The organism is Camelimonas fluminis, assembly GCF_014656355.1.
Lineage (GTDB): Bacteria > Pseudomonadota > Alphaproteobacteria > Rhizobiales > Beijerinckiaceae > Camelimonas > Camelimonas fluminis.
The window spans coordinates 24,574-44,514 of the sequence record NZ_BNCG01000010.1 but is presented as its reverse complement, the minus strand read 5'-3'; the positions used below and the strand labels follow the sequence as shown (position 1 = coordinate 44,514).

The window sequence follows — 19,941 nt, the reverse complement described above, 5'->3', positions numbered from 1 at the left end:
TTCACCCGCCGAAACGGTCGCGCCATGATGGCAAGGCGCCGGGGAAGGGCAGGGCGGTCGCCGCATGGACGCCGCGCGCCACCGCCCGCGCCATGACGTCGGCGGCGGCGATGCACAGCTCCGTCAGCTCCATCACCGGATCGCCGAGGGCGCGTTTGCCGGTCGCAGCGCCAAACACGATGTCGCCGTCGAGCGGCGTATGCGCCGGGCGGATGGCGCGGGAGAAGCCATCGTGCGCTGACAGGGCGATGCGCTTGGCCTGCGCCTTGGACAGCACGGCGTCGGTGGCGACCAGGGCGATGGTGGTGTTGGCGATCACACCCTTCAGCGGCGTCTTCAGATTGGCGGCGGACACCTGCGCCGGCCAGCCGAGTCCGCCATATTCGCCGTCGCGTTCGAACGGCGCCGCCCAGAAATGCGGCCCGTCATTGACCAGCACGGAGCCGATGGCGTTGACCACGACGATCGCCCCCACCGTATGGCCGCTGGCCGTCACGGCGCTGGCTGAGCCAAGGCCGCCCTTGAGATTGGCGGTGGTGGCGCCCAATCCGCCGCCATGGCTGCCGAGGGCGAAATCCAGGCCGGCCGTCGCCACCGCCTGGCGGCCAAGGTCGCGATACGGCGGGGCGTCGCCCCAGTTCTTGTCGCCGCCGTTCATCATGTCGAAGCAGATGGCCTGGGGCACAATGGGAATGCGGGCGTCGCCCACGGCGAAACCGCGCCCGCGCGCCGCCAGCTCGATCATCGCCCCGTCCGCCGCCGCAAGGCCGAAGGCCGAACCGCCGCTGAGCAGAATGGCGTCCACCTGTTGCACCGTCATTTCCGGCGACAGCAGGTCGGTCTCGCGTCCGCCGGGGCCGCCGCCGAGCACGGCGACCGAGGCCGTCGCCGGTGCGTCGAACACCACGGCGGTGACGCCCGTGGCGACGTGCGGGTCGGAAGCATTGCCAACCTTCAACCCCGCCACGTCAGTGATCAGATTGCGACTCATGACGCCTTTCCCCTGTTGCGCTTCGCCAGGCCAGAACGTGATCCATTCTTGCGGGCCGCATCATCCGGCCCACCGTCGCGCCATGACAACAGCAACCTGCGGCAGGCCCATCATATTTCCGGCCCTGTGGATGGCCAGACGGCGCGCGACGCTGATTTGACAGGCGACGTCGTCGTTTTCGCATATAAACAGCCAATGACGCAGGCGGCCGCATGGCTCCGGCTGCGCCACGACCAGCGCAGAAAGGGCGTTCATGGGCCTTACGGATATCTTCAGGGCGATCGCGGGCGGCTTCAGCGGCTTTCTCCAGCCGGGCGTGGCGCTGATGCTGGCGCCGCTGCTCGCCTATCTGGTCGCCGAAGCCCATGACGCGCCGCCGCCGTGGCGCCCGGCGCGGGCCGGTGGCCGCGCGCTGATGCTGTGCGTGGCCTTCGCCTTCGGTTTCGCCGTCGCCCTCGCCGTCCTCGTCGCCGCCCTGGCCGGCGGCTCGCCCCTGCTGCGGCATCTGAACGTTTTGCGTCAGGTCGGCGCGCTGGCCATCGTGCTCACCGGTCTGTCGCTGCTGGCGTCGTTCTGCCGGCCAGGCCCCGTCTGGGCCAACCTGCCGCGTCCCGGCGGCCTGTGGGGCGGCTGGTTACTCGGCGTCGCGTGCGGGTTGAACTGGACGCCTGCCATCGGTCCCGTGCTGTCCGGGGTTCTGGTCGGGCAGTCGCAGGGCCGCTCCGGCGGCGTCGTATTGCTGGCTGGCTATGTGCTGGCGCAGGCGCTGCCGTTCCTGCTCGCCGCCGCCGTGCTGTGGGCGCTGGCCGTCATGCTGGCGCGCCGCGATGCGCGCGGCGTCGCCGGCGGCGTCGTCGCCTCCGCCATCCTGGTGTTGTGCGGCCTGCTGATGCTGACTGGCGCCTGGCGCGCTGGCGTGCTGGCGTTGGCCCCGACTGTTCCGGGCCTGGGATAACGGCGGGCCCGCCCGGGAGGGGGCGTCAGCCGCTCAGGAAGTCGCTGATGGCCTGCGTGAACGTCGCGGCCTGCTCCACATTGGAGAGGTGCGCCGCCTCCAGCATCAGCAATCTGGCGTCGGCCAGTTGCCCGGCGATGAAGCGCGCCTGCTCTGGCGTCGTGCCGGCGTCGTGCGCGCCGGCGATCACCAGCGTTGGCGGCGTGGCTCCGCGGATCACCTGCTGCAGATCCATGCCGGCCAGCGCCATGGCGCAGGCGGCGTAGCCGTCCGGCTTCGTCCGCAGCACCAGGTCCCGCACGCCCGCCACAGTATCCGGATGCGCCGCCGCGAACCCCGGCGTAAACCAGCGGGCCATGACGCCGTCGATCAGCCCTGCCACGCCCGCCGTTTTCAGGGTCTGCAAACGCTCGTCCCAGGCTGACGCCGCGCCGGTCGACGCCGCCGTGTTGGCGAGAACGACGCGGTTCAGCCGTTGCGGCGCGTAGGCGAGCAGCCACTGCCCGGCCATGCCGCCCATCGACAGGCCGCACCAGTGAACCCGCTCAAGCCCCAGCGCGTCGATAATGGCGAGCGCATCCAGTCCCAGCGCCCCGACGCCCTCGCGCGCCGCGTCCGCCGTCGCCTGCTCAGGAACCGGCGAGGCCCCATGGCCGCGCGCGTCGTAACGGATGACGCGAAAATACCGGGCGAGTCCGGCCACCTGCGGCGCCCAGACGTCAAGCGACGCTCCCAGCGGGTGGGCCATCAACAGGGCTGGGGCGCTGTCTGGCCCGTCGATGGCGATATGGAAAGGCTGGCGGGAGGTCTGGAGCATGGGCATGACGGATCTCCTGGGAGAGGGCGGCTGTGGCGGCGTGACCACTTGCGGGTGAGCCAGGATGGCGTAAACGCCCGACTTTCCAAAGCGCCGCCTGCTGGCCGGCGCCGGCGCTTCCAGTGGACCTGGAGGCATGCCGTGCGGCGCGCCGTGGCGTCATGGCGCCAGGCGCGGCCTGCGCTGGATGCACGCCCTGTCCTGCAGGGGCGCCCCAGAGGCAGGGCAAGAACAGCGGATATGATCCGCCAATCCCGGGGCAAAATACACCGGGACGCTGTGGTTGTGTTCAAGATATTGATTTAAATCATATTGATGGGGCTTTTGGTCATTCGACGCCGCGCGAGGCCCCGTGTCGCCGGCAGTGTGTTCCGTCAACCAACGCCACGGAAGGCGCAAAATTTATGCTGCAATTCGGGCGTTTCACGTTGATATAGGGAAAAGCTCAAGCTTTCGGCCGTTGAATTTGGCAATTGTTCTTGCTTGAAGCGCTGTGGTCTGGCTGCCGGTCGCCAGCCTGCGGCGGTGGTCTCGCCAGGTCGCAATGGCAGAAGTTCCGGCGTTATTCGGAGTGGGACGCGCGATGTTGGATATGCCCACGATGATCACGGCGACCTGCTGCGTGGCTGTCGTGCAGGGGCTGCTGCTGCTTTTCTTCTGGTTTCGCGACAATCGTCCTCCCGGGCTGGCGATGACCAGCGTCGCCTTCGTCTGTTTCGGCGTCGGCTTCGCGCTGATCGGCGGCCGCCAGTTCCTTGGGACAGGCGTGGGCAGCGGGGTCGGCAGCGCCTTCATGTTCCTTTCCGGCGCCCTGTTTGTCAGCGCCGCCCGCCGGCTGGGCCGCCGGCGCACGCCGGCCGGGTTCGCCATCGCGGCGCCGCTGGTCTGGCTGTCGGCCTTCATGTTCTGGCCGCCGCTGGACAGCCCGGCCGCGCGCGCGACGTTCGTTTCGACCTTCATGGCCGCATGTTTTTTTGTCTGCGCGTTTGAATGCTGGCGCAACCGGGGCGCCGATGGCCAGATATCCTTCACGCCGCTGGTTGCTGTGGCTCTCACGTTCGCCGCCCTGTTCACGCTGCGCGCCATCTTCAATGAAGGTCTGCCGTTTCCCCTTGGCGCCCTGCCGCCGGACGGCAACATCTGGTTCAGCCTGGCGTCCTTTGGCGTCTTCGTGCTGCTGTCGATGGTCGCGTTTCTGGTTGTCGGACTGACCCACGACAGGCTTGAGGCAAGGCGGGCGCAGCAGGCGATCATCGATCCAACGACGGGCGCGTTGCGGCGGGCGGCCTTTGTTCTCCAGGGCGCGCGCATTGTCGCGCGTCATCATGAGGATGGGCGTACAGCGTGCCTGGCGCTTGTCAGCCTGGCGGCCCCCGCCGGCGACGTTGTTGACGACGCGCTGCGGGTTTTCGCGCGCGCCGCTTCCGACATGCTCAAGCCAACAGATCTGATGGCGCGCATGGGGCCGAACGAATTCGCCTGCCTGCTGAGCGACGTCGTAATTGGCGAGGCGGATGACCTGATTGTGACAATGCTGGAGCGTTTCGAGCGGCAAGCCGCGTCGGCGGACGTTCCAACGCTGGCGCGCGCGGGAATCGCCAGTTCAACCCAGGTTGGAAACGACTTCAGGAGTTTGATCCAGGCCAGCGATCACGCGCTGAAGAGCGCCCGTTTTTCCACCGGAAAGGTTGTCACGTGGCATCCCGCCATTGACCGGGGCGCAGCCCGCCGCCCGCCTGCGGCGGCAGGGTGGCAATAAAGACACGTAGCGAAGCTGTGTATGTTACGTTTATTTGACAGGATTGACGTCGACCATAATTTCAAAGATATACCCTGAATGGCCTAATGGCGCCAGCCATACACCCTGGCAGGCCAGTCAACTGTGCCATCGTTCTCCCACGTCCGCGTCACCGGTATATTTCGGACGGATCTTGTGGGCGACGATGGCGTTTAGTCGTGGACAGGCCAAAGCCGTTCACTGAATGTTTGACGATGGCGATGCCGCCAGGTTTTCTGGGCTGGTGCAGGGATGCAGATTAACGTTGAGATGCTCCTCCTCTCAGGGGGACTGGTCAGCGCGGCGCAAGGCGCTGTTCTGTTGTATTTCTGGCGTCGAAGCCGTTCGGCGCTCTATCTGGCATGGTGGGCGGCGTCGTTCCTCGTGGGCGGCGTGCTGCGCATTCTTGTCGAGCTGCTGCCCTATTCCTTCGACGAACGAAATTTCCTCGGCATCCTGGTGATCATGCTCGCCTACGGCATGGCCTGGCAGGGCGTGCGCACGTTTGGCGGGCGACCTGTTGTGCTGCCTATGGTGTTTCTGCCGCCGGCCTGCTGGATCGTCATCGGCTTCTCGGGCCTGTTCGAGAATGGCTCGATCGCGCAGATGCGCGCGGTCAGCTTCCTCTACGCCTTCACATGGGCGGTGTCGGCGTTTGAATTCATGCGATCCCAGGGCGTTTCGCTGGCGGCTCGCATGCCGATGATCGTGCTGTGCGCCGGCACGGCGGGCCTGTACGCCCTGCGTATCTTCCTGATCCCTTCATTCCCGTATCCGATCGGCGCGGCGCCAACCGAGGCCTGGGCCTATTCGGTGCTGTTCTTCGTCTCGATCATCACGACGATTCCGTTCGGCACCTTCGCCCTGGCGTTGTCGCGGGAACACGCCCATGCCACGGCGAAAAACTGGGTTGATGAGCCGCATCATCATCACATCCGTTCGCGCAGCACCTTCTTCGCCAATGTGCGCCTGATGCTCCGCCAGTACCGCATGCGGAATGAGCCGGTTTCCATGGCTTTTGTGCATCTCGATACGGGCGTGGAGCGTCACCCGCAGGCCGCCGAGGGCTTTGAGCGGATTCTGCGCCGGTTCGAAATGAGCGTGAAGGCCAGCGACCTGTTCAGCGTCGTGGGGCGGGGGGAGTTCGCCGCCGTTCTGGGCCGCTCCACGGCGGCTGACGCCCAGGCGCATTATGTGAATGTGCTTGCCGGGCTCGAGAAGCTTTGTCGCCGCCAGGGCTGGACGTTGCGCGTTGGCGTCGCTTCCAGCGACATGGTCGGATATGACGTGAACGCGCTGATTGAGGCGTCGTATATGGCGCTGTCGCAGGCGCGGCGCGACGCTCACCCCAATGTCGTGGCGTTCGCGCCATCCATGCGCAAGTCGGCGGCGCCGGCGATATCGAACATGACCACGTTGGTTACCCAGCAGGGCGCTTTCCAGAAACACACGGCCGCCTGAGGGCGACGGTAGCTGGCAGGTCCGGATAATCAGGCGCTCCTTCCTTTGGAAGGGGCGTTTTTTATTGCGGTCCCATGGGTATCGCGGTCCCGTAGGTCTGGAGAAGCTGATGGTTGCGTAAAAGCGGCCCTGTTTGGGCTGGCCGGAGCGTGGGGCGGTCCGAGCGTAGCGCGCCTCAGTCTGGATTGAGCGGATCGGGGCCCAGAACCGGAATGCCGTCGGTAATGCGCTGCTCCATCGTGTCGATATGCGATACGACGGCAATCGATTCGACGCCGGCCGCTGTGGCGAGGCGCCATGCGGCGGCGTATCCGGGATCAAGGTCCGTCGCCAGCCTGAAGGCGCCGGCCCGCATCTGGACGACGTAGAGCATGACGGCGCGATGTCCGTCGGCGACCATGTCGGTCAGTTCGGCCAGATGTTTGGCGCCGCGCGCCGTGACGCAATCGGGGAACTCGGCGAGACCCCGCTGGCGCATCAGGTGCACGTTCTTGATCTCGACATAGCAGGGCGGTCTGCCCGGGTGCTCAAGCAGGATGTCGATGCGGCTCGACCGGCCGTAGCGCACTTCGCGGCGCAGGCTGTCATAACCGGTCAGCTGCGGGATGATTCCCGCCCGCAACGCCTCTTCGGCCAGGGCGTTGGGCCGCGACGTATTGATGCCCACCCATTGCGGGTCATCAGGGGCGTCGATCTCGACCAGTTCCCACGACCACGGCAAGGCCCGCTTCGGATTGTTCGAGCGCGACAGCATGGCGCGGCTGCCAGGAGCGGTCAGCCCCAGCATCGCGCCTGGATTGGCGCAATGGGCAGTGACCACCGAGCCGTCCTCGAGCTCCATATCGGCGAGGAAGCGCTTGTAGCGCCGCAGCAGCCGCGCTTCGACCAGAGACGAGGGATAATGCATGCTGAAGCCGGTTGAACCTTTGCTGTTGCTGACGCGCCAGCTGGCGCGCAAAAAGCTCAATGCCCAGGAAGCCTGATGCATGCGGTTTTGGCAAACTCCAGGCGGTGCGCAGCATGTCCTGCAAGGACATCTGTCAGATTGATTTGCGGATCGCGGACGCAACGGCAGCCTCGGAAGCTGCGCCGCACGAGGCGTGCGCTGGAAGCGATGGACCGTTACAGGTCTGCGGGCCCTGGCTCAAGCGGTGGACGGCCCCTGGCAAGCGCGCGCTTTCCGGTGCGCTCATGCGGCGGCGGCCGTATCGGGACGCGACAGTTTTCGTGACGGCCGCCTCCCGCCGGCATTATAAAGCCTTGCTCCCGCTGCGTCGGGCGCGGCGCGCGCATTCACACCCAACAATTCCACACAACCCCTGGGGACGCCATGTCAGAACAGCAGACCAGCAGCGCAACGCCGGTTACGGCGGCCGTGCTTGTCATCGGAGACGAGATCCTGTCCGGGCGGACCAAGGACCGCAATATCGGCTTCATCGCCGAATATCTGACCAATACCGGCGTCGACCTGAAAGAGGTCCGCGTCGTTCCCGACGAGCATCAGGAGATCGTCGACGCCGTCAACGCCCTGCGTCGGCGTTATGATTATGTTTTCACCACCGGCGGCATCGGCCCGACCCATGACGACATCACCGCCGACGCCATCGCCGCGGCCTTCGGGGTCAGCATCGACGTCGACGAGCGGGCCGTTCAGGAGCTGCTGAAGCGGCTGCGCCGGGAAGACCTGACGCCGGCCCGTCTGCGCATGGCCCGCATTCCGGCCGGGGCCGAGCTGGTGTTGAATGAGGTCTCCAGCGCCCCTGGTTTCTGGATCGGCAATGTCATCACCATGGCTGGCGTGCCGGCGATCATGCAATCGATGATGGACTGGGTCGGGCCGCGTCTGCGCACAGGCCAGCGCATGCTGTCGACCTCGATTCGCGCCGATGCGCGCGAGGGCGACGTGGCGGCGCCGTTCGGCGAGGTCGCCCGCGCCTTCCCGGACGTCATCATGGGCAGCTACCCCTTCAACGACGAGAAGGGATTTAACACCAATCTGGTGCTGCGCTGCCGCGACGCCGACCGGCTGGAGCAGGCGCGTCAGGCAGTCGAGGCCATGCTGGCGGCCCTGCCGTCACGGGATGCCGCTGGCGTCGCGAAACCCTGAGGGCAGGGACAGGGACCGGGACAGGGATCTGGCGGCGCCATCAGCCGCCGCCCAGCACCTCGTCATTGTGAGCGCCCAGGGCCGGCGGCGGCGCTGGCGACCGTTTGGCCTCGCCGGAGATCCACATCGGGCTGTCGACAGTCAGCGCCGCGCCGTCAAGCCCGTGCATCGGCGTCAGCACGCCGGCGGCCAGCATCTGCTCGTCGTGCACCGCGTCAAATACATGCGCCACGACGCTGTGGGTCACGCCCACCCCGGTCAGCAGCTCGTGCCATTCCGCGGCCGGACGGGTGGCGAAAACCTGGTCGAACAGGGCGATCAGCTCCGCTGCATGTTCGGCCCGCGCCGCCATGGTGGCGAGGCGCGGATCGTCAGCGAGTTCGGGCCTGCCGATCACCCGGGCGACCGCAGGCCAGCAGTGCGCCTGCTGGTTGGCGGTCACCGCCAGGGTCAGCCAGCGTTCATCAGCGCAGCGGTAGTGGCTGCCGAGGGGATTCGTTCCTTCCAGCCGGGGAAGCGGTTTCGGCGGCGCGACGCCGGCGATCGCGCCCTGGATGGAAATGGCGTTCGACCAAGCGCCGTTGGCGATCAGCGATGATCCGACATGGGCGCCGCGTCCGGTGCGCTCGCGCCGGTACAGCGCCGAAACGATAGCGCCGTAGAGTGCGAGGGCGCCCATGTGGTCGCCCATGCCTGGCGTGGAGCGGGCGGGAACGCTGTCGCCGGTCGGTCGCACCTGATCCATCAGGCCGGAGCGCGCCCACCACGCGGTGGCGTCGAAGGCGGCCAGGTCCTTCTCGGGTCCTGTTTCGCCGAAGCCGGTGAACGAGGCGTAGATCAGCCGCTCATTGAGGCCAGCGAGCCGCTCCCATGAAATGCCGAGTCGCTCGCGCGCCTTCAGCGGCATGTTGGTGATGAATACGTCGGCGGTACGCACCAGGCCGTAGAGCTTTTCCTGCTCCGGGGGTTGTTTCAGGTCCAGGGCGACGCTGCGCTTGTTGCGGGCCAGCACCGTCCAGAAATAAGCGTGCTCGGTCGGCGTGAGCCCGGGGGCCAGATGGAAGCTGCGCATGGGGTCGCCGCCGCCAGGCGGTTCAATCTTGATGACGTCCGCGCCAAAATCCGAAAGAATGGTCGCAGCGGCCGGCGCCGCGACGAATGAGGCCGCGTCCAGAACGCGCAAGCCGCTGAACATGCCGCCGCCCTGCGGCCCGGCGTCGTCCGGTCGTTGTGTCACCGGCGTCTCCTGTCCCTGTCGAATGTCGTCATGTCGGTCGGCGCGCCGCGCCCGCTGACGATCTTGTCTGGTGATTCTGACGGTCGATCTCGCGGCGTTCCGCCGACTCCCGCCAGACGCACAAGGTGTCACGCGGGCCGCCAGCCGGCAATTGCCCCTGGGGCAGCCAATGCGCGCCAGCCATGCGCGACGACGGAGGCATTACGCCGCCGCTCGGGGGATCGGGGGCAAGGGCAATCTGGCGCGAGTGGTGCGGACGACGGGACTCGAACCCGTACTCTCAGGGAGAGGCAGATTTTAAGTCTGCTGCGTCTACCATTTCGCCACGTCCGCACAGGCGACGCGCGGGTTTGAGCTGGCGCGTCGCACAAACGCGCCAATGCGCGTTTCATGCTTATGCTGGATACGCCCGGGGCTTTCAACGCGCGCCGCAGGTCTGGCGGCGGTTCATCCCGTTATTTTCCCCATCGCGCCAAATTTATCGTGGCGCCGCAAGGGAAACTGGCGCAGGCGTGGAGAGCCGCTGTCTGGCGGAAAACCCGGCGGGGCGTCAGCCCGGTGCCGTCTCGCGGCTGGACGCAGCCTGGGGCGCCTGCCAGCCGTAAAGCCAGTCGTAGCGGGCCAGCACGCCGGCGCCGCCGAGCCGGCGCATGGCGAAATTGCGCGCCAGGCTGAGCGGCGCGCGCATGTGATAGGTGCGGCCGTTGCCACGGGCCTGTTGCTGCACCTTCATGGCGCGGGCCCGGCGGGCGGAGCCATACATCTCCAGCGCCCGCGCCGGGGCCATGCCAGCCACGGCGGCTTCACCCAGCAACGCCGCCAGCGCGGCGGCGTCCTCAATGGCGAGCGCGCCGCCCTGGGCAAGGAAAGGCAGCACCGGATGGGCGGCGTCGCCCAGCAATGTCACGCGCCCGTCGCTCCAGCGCGCTGGCGGCGGCGCGTCATGCAAGGCGTGGATGCGCCAGTTCTGGCCGGCGGCCAGCAGATCGCGGACCCGCATGTCGGCCTTGGCGAAGGCGTTCATCAACACGGCGGGGTCAGCCACGTGGCTCCAGTCCGGCAGCGCCTCGCGGGAGGGAATGACGGCGACCACATTCAGAGCCCGTCCCCCAGCGACGCCGTAATGAACCAGGTGCCGCCCGCCGCCAAGCCAAAGCCCGGTTTCCGTGACGCGCACATGCTCCGGCAGCTGGCTGGCCGGAATCACTGCCCGCCAGGCGTGATAGCCGCGGTAGCGCGGCGCGGCCCCGCCGAGGCTCTCCCTGATTCGGGACCACACGCCATCCGCACCGATCACCAGATCAGCCTGCAGGTCTTCCTGCTGGCCGGCGGCGTTGGCGATGCTCAGGAAGGCCTGATCGCCGTGATTGCCAGCGGCGGAGGCGGTGCGTCCGGCGAGAATGCGCACGGACGTTCGCGCCCGCAGGGCGTCGAGCATGATGGTGTGGAGGTCGGAGCGCGCGATCACCAGATACGGCGCGCCATAACGCTGACGCATGGTCTCGCCCAGCTCCAGCCGCGACAATTCGGCGCCTGTGCGCATGGCCCGCACCCGCACGCCGTCCGGCTCGACCGCCTGCCGCATCAGGGCAGGGCCGAGGCCGAGGGCGAACAGCACGCGGCTGGCGTTGGGGGAAAGCTGGATGCCGGCGCCGGTTTCGTTCAGCGCCGTGCGCTTTTCAACCAGCGTGCTGGCGACGCCGATATCGCGAAGGGAGAGGGCGGCGGCGAGGCCGCCAATGCCGGCGCCGGCAATAATGGCGGAACCGACGCCCTGATGTGCGGAACGGGTCATGAATCTTCCGTTCGGGAACCGGGCGATCCGGCCGGGCCGGATCGTGCTCTGCCCGCGTGGTCTGACGCATGGTCCGTCCGGCTATGGCTGCCTCGCGGAAAAATGCAACGCGGCCCGTTCTGTGCCTGGAATTGCGTCGAAACCAGGGGAGACGGCGCGCGGAGGACAATGCGAAACGGCGCCGCAAGGCGCCGTCGTTTATGCGGACGTTTATGCGGACACGGACGCTGGCGCCTTCAGGCGGCGGCTTCCCAGGCGCATTCCTTCGGCAGACAGGCGCCCGCCTTCAGGGCCGGATTGAAACGGTAAAGGGTGGAGCAATAGCTGCACACCGCTTCGTTCTCGCCGCCCATGTCGATAAAGATGTGCGGGTGATCGAATGGCGGCCGGGCGCCAATGCACATGAATTCGCGCGAACCGACCTCGATCACCTGAACGCCGGCGTCGTTCTGGAAGTGTGGCGTCCCGTGGTCGGCCATAGCTGCATCCCTGTTCATCGAACCGGCGCGCACCATAAGCGCAACCGGGCGAATGCGCCATACCCGCGTCGCATCTCAGCCGGGTTGCTGTGGCGGCGCATGGTCGCGGCGCGGCGGCGTCCTGGCGCGACCGGCGCCGGATGGTCCGCAGAACCACGTGAAGCCAAGGAGCCATGCGCCGCCAAGGCACCAGCCGGCAAGGACGTCGGTTGGCCAGTGCACGCCCAGATACAGGCGGGAAAAACCGATGACGGCGGCGAGCGCAATGGCTGCAAGGCACGCCAGCCAGCGCGACGTGCGGCTGGCGGCGAGGGCGACGGCCAGCGTTCCGTAAACGGCGATGCTGAGCATGGCGTGGCTGCTGGGAAAGCTGGCGCCGGTAAAACCGCCAAGATGCGGAACCACTTCGGGACGGGGGCGCCCCGCCAGCACCTTCAACGCCAGCGCGGCCAGGATGGCGCTGGCCACGGCGCACAGCACGGCAAGCGCAAGACGGCGCCGGCCGGTCGCCGCCAGAAAGGCGCAGCCGGCGGCCGCCATGGCCGAAAGCCAGGCGTAGGACCCGAGGAACGAAACCAGCCAGAACCCGACCGCGGTTCCCGACGGACCCACGCCCAGGGCAGGATTGTCCGGCTGGCGGAGCGCCCGCAGAATGCCCGCCTCCCACGTGACGCTGGCGCCGCCGAGCGCCAGCCAGCCGATCAGAAAGCTGACGAGGAGCAGGCCGGCGGCGGACAGGGCGAGACCGCCGCCGCGGCGGCCAGGATTGTGGGGCTGGTGCAAACGGCGACCTTTCGCGGGCAAGATGTCTGGAGCGGCGCCGTTGCCCGCGCGGCGGAATGTTTCCGTGACAGGAGCGGCAACATTCGGAAGGCCTCCTGTCAGGACGGCGCGGGCAGGCGCCGCCGCCGACTTATGCAGCCGAATGCGGCGAAAACGGTCCGGCCCGAAATGTCGTCAGTAGCTCACCGCCATGCCGGCCCGGACGTCCTGCTGGATGCCATATTGCGGGAAGGGGTAGCGAAAGCCGTTCCTGGCGAGCGCGTTCATGCCGCGCACCGCCGCTTCCATCGGCTCCGGCGGCGACGCCATCAGCATCTCATTGTCTTCCACGCCGCCATAACGCCGCTCGGCGAAGCAGGGGATCGACAGGCTGGGCTGGCGGGTGGTCAACGCCCGCCCCCAGGAGTCGGCGCAGGCGCTTTCGCCGACGACGCTCCAGTCGAAGCGCTTGTATCCAGACCATTGCATGCCGTTGATCAGATACATCATGGCGCCGGGGGTGGCGTAGAACAGCACGATATCCGGGTTGGCCAGCCGCCCCGACGACAATGGCCCGACAGCGAGCGCTTCATAGCGGCCGTCCGGCACGCAATGCATGGCGGCCTGGTGAGCGGAACTGTCGGCCTCGGTTTCGAACCAGACGCCCTGCATGTGACGGCCGGAGCGCCATTCGTCGGTCTTGGCGCCGCCAAGGCCAACCACGGCGCGGCACTGGGCGCCAACCAGATCTTCGGCCGTCACCCCGACAGTCCAGCCAAGGCGCGCCGCCTGGCCGACGAGCTGGTCGAGGGCGTGCACCGCCTTGGGGCGGCGGATGCGTGGAATCGCTTCCATATCCTCGCGTCGCTCGAACATCTGCATGCCAAACACATTGCTGCGCAGTTTCAGCAGTCGCTCCAGATCAGCCGCCAGCGTGATGATGTCGCCCATGTGTCGCCTCCCCGCGTTGTCTCCCGTTTCCGGCAAGCCTGGAACGGTTTCAGACTGCGCGTCAACAGCAGGCTCCCGGGGCCTGTGTTTTGACGGCGCCGGACGGCGGATAGCCGTGTCCTGGCTGCATGCCAAAAGCTGTCGCGCATTTTTAGGCATCGCGCCTCCGCAGCCCCTGTGGCAATGTCGGCCCTGAAGGCCGGAGCACGGAAACCGGCCGGAGCAATAAAACCACGAAAGGGCTCTGGCATGGCGGATCCGGCAAAGGGAATGGCGCACACGGACGCCGGTGGGCTGACCTTGCGCGCCATGCGCTACGCGCCGACGCTGTTCACCGACGGGAGCGACCAGCCCGACGCGCCAGACCCGCGCGACTGGCTCGCCGGGATCATCGAGGGGTCGGACGACGCCATCATCAGCAAGGATCTCGACGGGGTGATCCGCAGCTGGAACGGCGGCGCGACGCGCCTGTTCGGCTACACCCCTGAAGAAGCCGTCGGCCGACCCGTGACCATGCTGATCCCGGAGGACCGCCTGGACGAGGAGCCGCGCATCCTGGCCGGCATCCGCGCTGGCGAGCGCTTCGAGCACTTCGAAACGGTGCGCCGCCGCAAGGATGGAACGCTTGTCGATATTTCCCTGACGATTTCGCCCATTCGCAACCGGCATGGGGCCATTGTCGGCGCATCCAAGATCGCCCGCGACATCACCGAGCGGCGGATGGCCCAGGAGCAGCAGCAGTTGCTGCTGGGGGAGATGCATCACCGGGTGAAGAACCTGTTTGCCCTCGCCACGGCGATCGTATCCTTCAGCGTGCGCTCCGCGCGCGATCCGGCCGAGGCTCCGCAAATCATCCAGGCGCGCCTGGCCGCGCTCGCCCGCGCGCACGACATCACCATGACGGCCTGGCGAGACGACGGGCGGGAAAAAAGCGCCACCGATCTGCAGTCCCTTCTCCAGATCATTCTGGAGCCCTATCAGAGCGCTGACCGCATTGTCGTTTCGGGCGACAACCCGCCTGTCGGCCCCAGGGCCCTGACAAACCTTGCGCTCCTGTTGCACGAGCTGGCCACCAATGCGGCCAAATATGGCGCGCTGTCCACGCCCGTGGGCTTCCTCAACCTGCAGATCGTCGTGGCGGCCGATGTGGTGCGCCTGTTGTGGCGCGAGCAGGGCGGGCCTGTCGCGGAGACCCGGGGAGCCGCCGGTTTTGGCAGCCGCCTTGAACAGGGGTTGGCCGTGGCGCTTGGCGCCAGGGTCACGCGCGACTGGCAGGCGACCGGCCTGGCCATAACCATTGAGGCCCCGGCGGAGAAGCTGGCCAGTTAACGATCATGCCCGCGTTGAAGCGAAGCCGCGTTTGCCAGCCTGTCAGGGGCGCGTCGTCCGCGGCGAAGCTGGGGGCGGCAGCGTCTGCTGCCTGAGCAACGCCACGAGCCAGTCCGCAAACAGCCGCAGGCGATGCGGCGCGTGACGTCGGTCGGGATAAAGCAGCATGATGGGCAAGGGGGCGGGCCGCCAGGCCGGCATCACCTCGACCAACTCGCCCGTCTCCAGGCAACGCGCCACGTCATAGGCCGGAATCTGGATCAACCCGAGGCCCGCCAGGCAGCAGGCTATGGAAGCCTCGGCGTTGTTGACGGTGACGCGCGCCGCCATGGGGCGGACGCGCCCGACGCCATTGTCGATCCACTCCCACGGCTCCACGCGACCGCCCGATGGCGAGGCGTAATTCACCGCGAAGTGATTTTCCAGGTCGGCCGGCGTCTCCGGAACGCCATGACGCGCCAGATATGCCGGGCTCGCCACATTGACCAGCGGCAACTCGCCAATGGGGCGGGCGACAAGACCGGAGTCACGCTGCGGGCCGACCCGGACGACGCAATCGACGCTGTCGGCGATCAGGTCCACCGCCCGGTCGGTGACGCCCAGTTCGATGTTGACGCCAGGATAGCGGTCCAGAAATTCGGGAAGGGCGGGGGCAATCACCAGACGGCCAATGCGGCCTGGCGCGTCAATCCGCAATGTGCCAGTGGGTCCGGCGGCGGACGGCCGGAACAGGTCTTCCACTTCGGCCACGTCCGCCAGCAGTTGCAGGCAGCGTTCGTAAAAAATTCGCCCGTCCTGGGTCAGCGAGACCTTTCGTGTGGTGCGGTGCAGCAGACGCGCGCCGAGACGCGCTTCCAGTCCGAGCACGGCGGCGGAAACGGAAGAGCGCGGCAGGCCAAGCGATTGCGCCGCCCGCATGAAGCCGCCAGCCTCAACCACCCGGGTAAAAATGCGGAACCGGTCGATGCGGTCCACGGGCGCCTCCGTTCAGATTGTTCGTCCATTCTGACAGCTGATGTCAGAATGGACAGGTTTATCTGACAATGCGGACGCTTAGGTTGTGATCAGGGAAGCGGCGGCGCGACGCGGCCGCGCATTGTCTGGAGACCGGGTCATGACCAGTTCTGCAACGACAGATCACGGCATTCGCGGGAAAACCGTCCTCATCGCTGGCGGCGCCAAGAACTTGGGCGGACTTGTCGCCCGCGATCTGGCGGCGCATGGCGCGCGGGCCATCGTCATCCATTACAACAGCGCCAGTTCAAGGCCGGATGCGGACGCCACCGTGGCGGAGGTGCGCGCGGCAGGCGCGCAAGCGGTGGCGTTGCAGGCGGATCTGACGACCGCCGACGCGGTGGCGAAACTGTTCGCCGATGCTGTCGCAGCGGTGGGGCGTCCGGACATCGCCATCAACACGGTCGGCAAGGTGCTGAAGAAGCCAATGGTGGAGATCACCGAGGCTGAATATGACGGGATGAGCGACGTCAACGCCAAGGCAGCCTTCTTCTTTCTGAAGGAAGCAGGCCGGCATGTGAATGACAATGGCAAGATCTGCACGCTGGTGACGTCGCTGCTCGGCGCCTACACGCCGTTCTATTCCAGCTACGCCGGAACCAAGGCGCCGGTGGAGCACTTCACCCGGGCAGCCTCGAAAGAGTTTGGCGAGCGCGGAATCTCGGTGACCGCCATCGGCCCCGGCCCCATGGATACGCCGTTCTTCTACCCGGCCGAGGGGGCAGACGCGGTGGCCTATCACAAGACCGCCGCCGCCCTGTCGAAATTCACTCCGACCGGGCTGACCCATATCGAAGACATTGCGCCGTGGATCCGTTTCCTCGTTTCGGACGGCTGGTGGATGACCGGCCAGACGATTTTGGTGAACGGCGGCTACACGACGAAATAGCCCGACGCCGGGTGCTCCACTGGAGGCTGGCGCCTGCATGGGGCAGACGCCTCAGGCGTCCCGCCGCGATGGGGACGCCGGTTGGCGTTGAGGCGGGCAGTTGAAAGGCATGGAGCGAAAATCCGCGGCAGGATGAACGGATTTCCTCCAGGCTCAGGGGCCGGCGTCATGGCCGGCGAGGCGCAGGGCGTGCGCGGCGATGTCCGCTGGCCAGCCGCTGCTGCGCGCCCGCAGCCCGGCCTCATTGCCGGCGAACAGGGCGCGGATCGCTTCCTCATACTCTGGCAGATCGCCGGCCATGGCGCTCATGAACGCATAGGCCGCCTCGCGCCGCGCCCGCGCATCGTCGCTGGCGCCAGCCTGTTTGCGCGCGGCGTCGACCAGCCGGCGCAGGGTGGCGGAGGCCCCGCCTGGCTGACGCGCCAGCCAGTCCCAATGGCGCGGCAGCAGCGTCACCTCGCGCGGCTCCACCCCGAGCTTCGGCCGGCCGCGCCCGCGTTTCGGCGCTTCGCTGGCGATGTCGCCGTCGCCGCGCGGGTCGATGTCCACCAGCTTTCCCGTGCTGTCGCTGAAGGTCAGTACGGTTTCCGCCGGGTTGGTCCGCCATGCCTCGCGAACCCGCGCCGCCACCTCGGGCAGCGGGCCGGCGCAGAGCAGGCGGGGGCCGGCGAACGCCGTGCACGAATTCTCGCTGTCATCGCTCATCAAATTTTACCCAGATAAAAATATTGCGCTATTTATACCCGTATAATAATAGAACGCAAGGCCGCTTTCACCCGGAGCGGGCATGATGCGGCGACAGGAGGCGACGGCATGAGCGCACAGGACAGGAAGCAGGCGATCGAGGCCTGGAAGAAACGCGATGTCGACGCCGGAATTTTCGCGGTGCGATGCGCTGCGAGCGGCGAGGCGTGGATCAGCGGCTGGCCGGACGTGGACCGCGTGAAGAACCGCATCTGGTTTACACTCGGCCAGGGCGCCCACCCGAACCGGACCCTGCAGGCGGCGTGGCGGGCGCATGGCGCCGACGCCTTTACATTCGAGGTGCTGGAGCGGCTGGAGCCATGCGACGAGAACTGGGCGCGCGACGCGCAGTTGAAGGAGCGCGCGGCGTTCTGGCGGGCGCAGATCGCCGGGATACCGCTTTGATACGAAAAGCATTTTAACGAAAAGTGCAATCCACTTTCGTGAAAGAAATGCATGAATACCAGAAAGAGATGGACCCTCCAGCCGGCCGGATTTCACTGGAAGTGCGCCAGCGACAGGGCGGCGCGCCCCCCGGAAGGAGCGCGCCGCCCTGTCGTGTCCACGCTGGACGTTTCCGGCCCGTTTATTTGACCTGCGAGACTTCCGCCGCGGCGATGGCGGCGTCCGCTGGCCCTGGCGCGCGCTTTCTGGGCACGAAGGCCAGGCCCACCAACACGGCGGTGATCACCGCGAAGGTGATGGTCAGCGGGCTGGAAACGAAGATGCCCAGGTCGCCGTCCGAGATCGCCAGCGCCTGGCGCACCGAGCGTTCGAAGATCACGCCCAGCACATAGGCGAGAATGACGATGCCCAGATCGTAGCCATAGCGCCGCAGGATGTAGCCGATGACGCCAAACATCACGGCGAGCAGCACGTCCATGGCGGCGCTGTTGGTGGAGTAGACGCCGATCAGGCAGACGGTAAGGATGATCGGCGCCAGCCAGGCGCGGGGCACGTCGAGGATTTTCACGAACAGCCCCACCAGCGGCAGGTTGAGGATCAGCAGCATGACGTTGCCCACGTACATGCTGGCGATCACGCCCCAGAACAGCTCCGGCTGCCGCTCCATGATCGTCGGGCCAGGCGCAACGCCGTGGATCATGAAGGCGCCGAGCAGCAGCGCCGTGATGGCGTTGGCCGGCACGCCCATGCACAGCAGCGGCACGAACGCGCCAGCCGTTCCCGAATTGTTGGCGGACTCCGGTCCCGCGAGACCCTCGACGGCGCCCTTGCCGAATTGCTCGGGATGCTTCGACAGCTTCTTTTCCACGGCATAGGACAGGAAGGTGGCCAGCACCGCGCCGCCGCCGGGAATGAGGCCGACGATGAAGCCCAACACCGTGCCGCGCGCCACGGGCCCGACCGAGCGCCGCGCTTCCTCCCGGTTTGGCATGAAGCCGAGCAGCGAGGATGGCGGCGCCAGCACCTGCATCTTTTCTTTCTTGCGCAGCACCATCGACAGCACTTCGGAGATGCCGAACAGGCCGATGGCCAGCGGCGCCAGATCGATGCCGCCGGTGAGATGGAACACGCCGAAGGTCAGGCGCGGCGTCGCCGCCAGCGGATCGGAGCCGACAGTGCCCAGCAACAGGCCGAAACCGGCCATCAGCAGCGCCTTGAGCCGCGAGCCGCTGGAGAAGTAGGTGACCAGCGACAGGCCCGCCAGCATCACCATGGCGTATTCCGCCGGCCCGAAAGCCAGCACCCAACGCGACAGCGGCGGCGACAGGTAGGAAACCGCGACGACGCCGATGGTGCCGGCGACGAACGAGCCGATGGCGGCGATGCCCAGCGCCGCGCCGGCGCGGCCCTTGCGCGCCATCTCATAGCCATCAAGGCAGGTGACGACGGACGAGGCCTCGCCGGGTATGCGCATCAGCACTGACGTGATGGTGCCGCCGTAGGCCACGCCATAATAAATGCCCGACAGCATGATGATGGCCGAGGTGACGTCCATCTTGTAGGTGATGGGCAACAGCAGGGCGATGGTGGTGAGCGGACCGAGGCCAGGCAGGATGCCGACGACGGTGCCGAGAAACACGCCGATGAAGCAGTACATCAGCGTCGCCGGCTGGAAGACGGTGGCGAAACCGCCAAGCAGCCCCTCCATTACAGCAGCCCTCCGTGTCGTAGCAGGGCGCGGAACGCCAGATCGGCCGGGCCTTCCGGCAGGCTGACCTGCAACAGCCAGCCGAACAGGATGACGCCCGACAGGGCGATGACGGCGGCGGTGATCAGGGTCGCCCGCCAGCTCACTCCTTCGGCAAAGCGCATGGAGATGATGGTCACGGCCAGCGAGGTGACGATGAAGCCGGCGAACCAGCTGCCCGCCACCAGCACGGCCAGGGCCAGCAAATAAAGGTGAAAGGTGCGGCGCTCCTGGGGGCCGGCCATGTCGTAGCGCGCCACGGCCTCGTCGTCGTCTGTGGCCACGGGGGCCGGGTCGCCCTTGTCCAGCGCCAGCACCAGCAACGCCAGCGCCATGCAGATCGTCGCGATGACCTGGGGATAGAGGCCCGGACCCGGGCCGTCAAAACCCCAGCGCGACAGTTTCGTTGCCTGCCAGAGCGCCGCCGCCGCGGCGCAGAACAGGCCGAGCGCGGTCCATCGCGCTCCGGAGATGGTCATCC

19 protein-coding genes and 1 tRNA gene are annotated in these 19,941 nt (G+C 67.1%); 7 read left to right on the top strand and 13 right to left on the bottom strand.

The window, feature by feature from the left end:
* Position 1 precedes the first annotated feature (1 nt).
* A complete protein-coding gene (locus IE243_RS12360; RefSeq protein WP_191319701.1) occupies positions 2 to 991 on the bottom strand; it encodes a P1 family peptidase in 990 nt (329 codons plus the stop codon).
* A 253-nt stretch (positions 992 to 1,244) separates the two neighbouring features.
* Here IE243_RS12360 and IE243_RS12355 point away from each other — a divergent pair, with 253 nt between their 5' ends.
* Positions 1,245 to 1,946 carry a sulfite exporter TauE/SafE family protein gene (locus tag IE243_RS12355; protein WP_191319700.1) on the top strand — a complete coding sequence of 234 codons (702 nt, stop codon included), beginning with the start codon at positions 1,245 to 1,247 and terminating at the stop codon, positions 1,944 to 1,946.
* 25 nt (positions 1,947 to 1,971) lie between these two features.
* Here the strand turns inward: IE243_RS12355 and IE243_RS12350 are convergent, their stop codons facing one another.
* A complete protein-coding gene (locus tag IE243_RS12350; RefSeq protein WP_191319699.1) occupies positions 1,972 to 2,769 on the bottom strand; it encodes an alpha/beta fold hydrolase in 798 nt (265 codons plus the stop codon).
* Positions 2,770 to 3,346: 577 nt separating this feature from the next.
* Here IE243_RS12350 and IE243_RS12345 point away from each other — a divergent pair.
* Together IE243_RS12345 and IE243_RS12340 are read left to right on the top strand one after the other, a co-directional pair.
* Positions 3,347 to 4,522, top strand: a complete 1,176-nt coding sequence (locus tag IE243_RS12345) for a GGDEF domain-containing protein (RefSeq protein ID WP_194624595.1) — start codon at positions 3,347 to 3,349, stop codon at positions 4,520 to 4,522.
* 270 nt (positions 4,523 to 4,792) lie between these two features.
* The gene (locus tag IE243_RS12340) at positions 4,793 to 6,001 is read left to right on the top strand and encodes a nucleotidyl cyclase domain-containing protein (protein ID WP_191319697.1); all 1,209 of its coding nucleotides are present in this window, start codon (positions 4,793 to 4,795) and stop codon (positions 5,999 to 6,001) included.
* A gap of 175 nt (positions 6,002 to 6,176) precedes the next feature.
* On the opposite strand, the gene sfsA is transcribed toward IE243_RS12340, so the two are convergent.
* Positions 6,177 to 6,908 (bottom strand): DNA/RNA nuclease SfsA, encoded by a 732-nt coding sequence (gene sfsA / locus IE243_RS12335; RefSeq protein WP_191319789.1) that lies wholly within the window; start codon positions 6,906 to 6,908, stop codon positions 6,177 to 6,179.
* A gap of 423 nt (positions 6,909 to 7,331) precedes the next feature.
* On the opposite strand from sfsA, the gene IE243_RS12330 reads away from it, so the two are divergent.
* On the top strand, positions 7,332 to 8,108 hold the full coding sequence (locus IE243_RS12330; RefSeq protein WP_191319696.1) for a competence/damage-inducible protein A: 777 nt from the start codon (positions 7,332 to 7,334) through the stop codon (positions 8,106 to 8,108).
* Positions 8,109 to 8,148: 40 nt separating this feature from the next.
* Here IE243_RS12330 and IE243_RS12325 read toward each other — a convergent pair whose 3' ends face one another.
* From IE243_RS12325 to IE243_RS12300, 6 genes are all read right to left on the bottom strand, one after another.
* Positions 8,149 to 9,345 (bottom strand): CaiB/BaiF CoA transferase family protein, encoded by a 1,197-nt coding sequence (locus tag IE243_RS12325; RefSeq protein WP_244643124.1) that lies wholly within the window; start codon positions 9,343 to 9,345, stop codon positions 8,149 to 8,151.
* A 248-nt stretch (positions 9,346 to 9,593) separates the two neighbouring features.
* Positions 9,594 to 9,678, bottom strand: a tRNA-Leu gene (locus IE243_RS12320).
* A gap of 217 nt (positions 9,679 to 9,895) precedes the next feature.
* Positions 9,896 to 11,140 (bottom strand): FAD-dependent monooxygenase, encoded by a 1,245-nt coding sequence (locus IE243_RS12315; RefSeq protein ID WP_191319695.1) that lies wholly within the window; start codon positions 11,138 to 11,140, stop codon positions 9,896 to 9,898.
* A 236-nt stretch (positions 11,141 to 11,376) separates the two neighbouring features.
* Positions 11,377 to 11,619 carry a zinc-finger domain-containing protein gene (locus tag IE243_RS12310; protein WP_191319694.1) on the bottom strand — a complete coding sequence of 81 codons (243 nt, stop codon included), beginning with the start codon at positions 11,617 to 11,619 and terminating at the stop codon, positions 11,377 to 11,379.
* A gap of 75 nt (positions 11,620 to 11,694) precedes the next feature.
* Positions 11,695 to 12,402 carry a phosphatase PAP2 family protein gene (locus IE243_RS12305; protein ID WP_191319693.1) on the bottom strand — a complete coding sequence of 236 codons (708 nt, stop codon included), beginning with the start codon at positions 12,400 to 12,402 and terminating at the stop codon, positions 11,695 to 11,697.
* A 174-nt stretch (positions 12,403 to 12,576) separates the two neighbouring features.
* A complete protein-coding gene (locus tag IE243_RS12300; RefSeq protein ID WP_191319692.1) occupies positions 12,577 to 13,332 on the bottom strand; it encodes a DUF169 domain-containing protein in 756 nt (251 codons plus the stop codon).
* Positions 13,333 to 13,602: 270 nt separating this feature from the next.
* Here IE243_RS12300 and IE243_RS12295 point away from each other — a divergent pair, with 270 nt between their 5' ends.
* Entirely contained in the window at positions 13,603 to 14,661 is a 1,059-nt protein-coding gene (locus tag IE243_RS12295; protein ID WP_244643123.1) for a PAS domain S-box protein, read from the top strand.
* A 42-nt stretch (positions 14,662 to 14,703) separates the two neighbouring features.
* Here IE243_RS12295 and IE243_RS12290 read toward each other — a convergent pair whose 3' ends face one another.
* Positions 14,704 to 15,636: a LysR family transcriptional regulator gene (locus IE243_RS12290; protein WP_191319691.1), complete on the bottom strand. Its 933-nt coding sequence runs from the start codon at positions 15,634 to 15,636 to the stop codon at positions 14,704 to 14,706.
* Positions 15,637 to 15,775: 139 nt separating this feature from the next.
* On the opposite strand from IE243_RS12290, the gene IE243_RS12285 reads away from it, so the two are divergent.
* Complete coding sequence (locus IE243_RS12285) at positions 15,776 to 16,564, top strand: SDR family oxidoreductase (RefSeq protein ID WP_191319690.1); 789 nt, start codon at positions 15,776 to 15,778, stop codon at positions 16,562 to 16,564.
* 153 nt (positions 16,565 to 16,717) lie between these two features.
* Here the strand turns inward: IE243_RS12285 and IE243_RS12280 are convergent, their stop codons facing one another.
* Positions 16,718 to 17,269, bottom strand: a complete 552-nt coding sequence (locus IE243_RS12280; protein ID WP_191319689.1) for a DUF2239 family protein — start codon at positions 17,267 to 17,269, stop codon at positions 16,718 to 16,720.
* 108 nt (positions 17,270 to 17,377) lie between these two features.
* Here IE243_RS12280 and IE243_RS12275 point away from each other — a divergent pair, with 108 nt between their 5' ends.
* Entirely contained in the window at positions 17,378 to 17,713 is a 336-nt protein-coding gene (locus IE243_RS12275; protein ID WP_191319688.1) for a GIY-YIG nuclease family protein, read from the top strand.
* Positions 17,714 to 17,894: 181 nt separating this feature from the next.
* On the opposite strand, the gene IE243_RS12270 is transcribed toward IE243_RS12275, so the two are convergent.
* Both IE243_RS12270 and IE243_RS12265 read right to left on the bottom strand, forming a co-directional pair.
* Positions 17,895 to 19,421, bottom strand: coding sequence for a tripartite tricarboxylate transporter permease (locus IE243_RS12270; RefSeq protein WP_191319687.1), 1,527 nt, complete (start codon positions 19,419 to 19,421; stop codon positions 17,895 to 17,897).
* Positions 19,421 to 19,939 carry a tripartite tricarboxylate transporter TctB family protein gene (locus IE243_RS12265; protein WP_191319686.1) on the bottom strand — a complete coding sequence of 173 codons (519 nt, stop codon included), beginning with the start codon at positions 19,937 to 19,939 and terminating at the stop codon, positions 19,421 to 19,423. Before IE243_RS12265 ends, IE243_RS12270 begins: the two co-directional genes overlap by 1 nt.
* Positions 19,940 to 19,941: the final 2 nt, after the last annotated feature.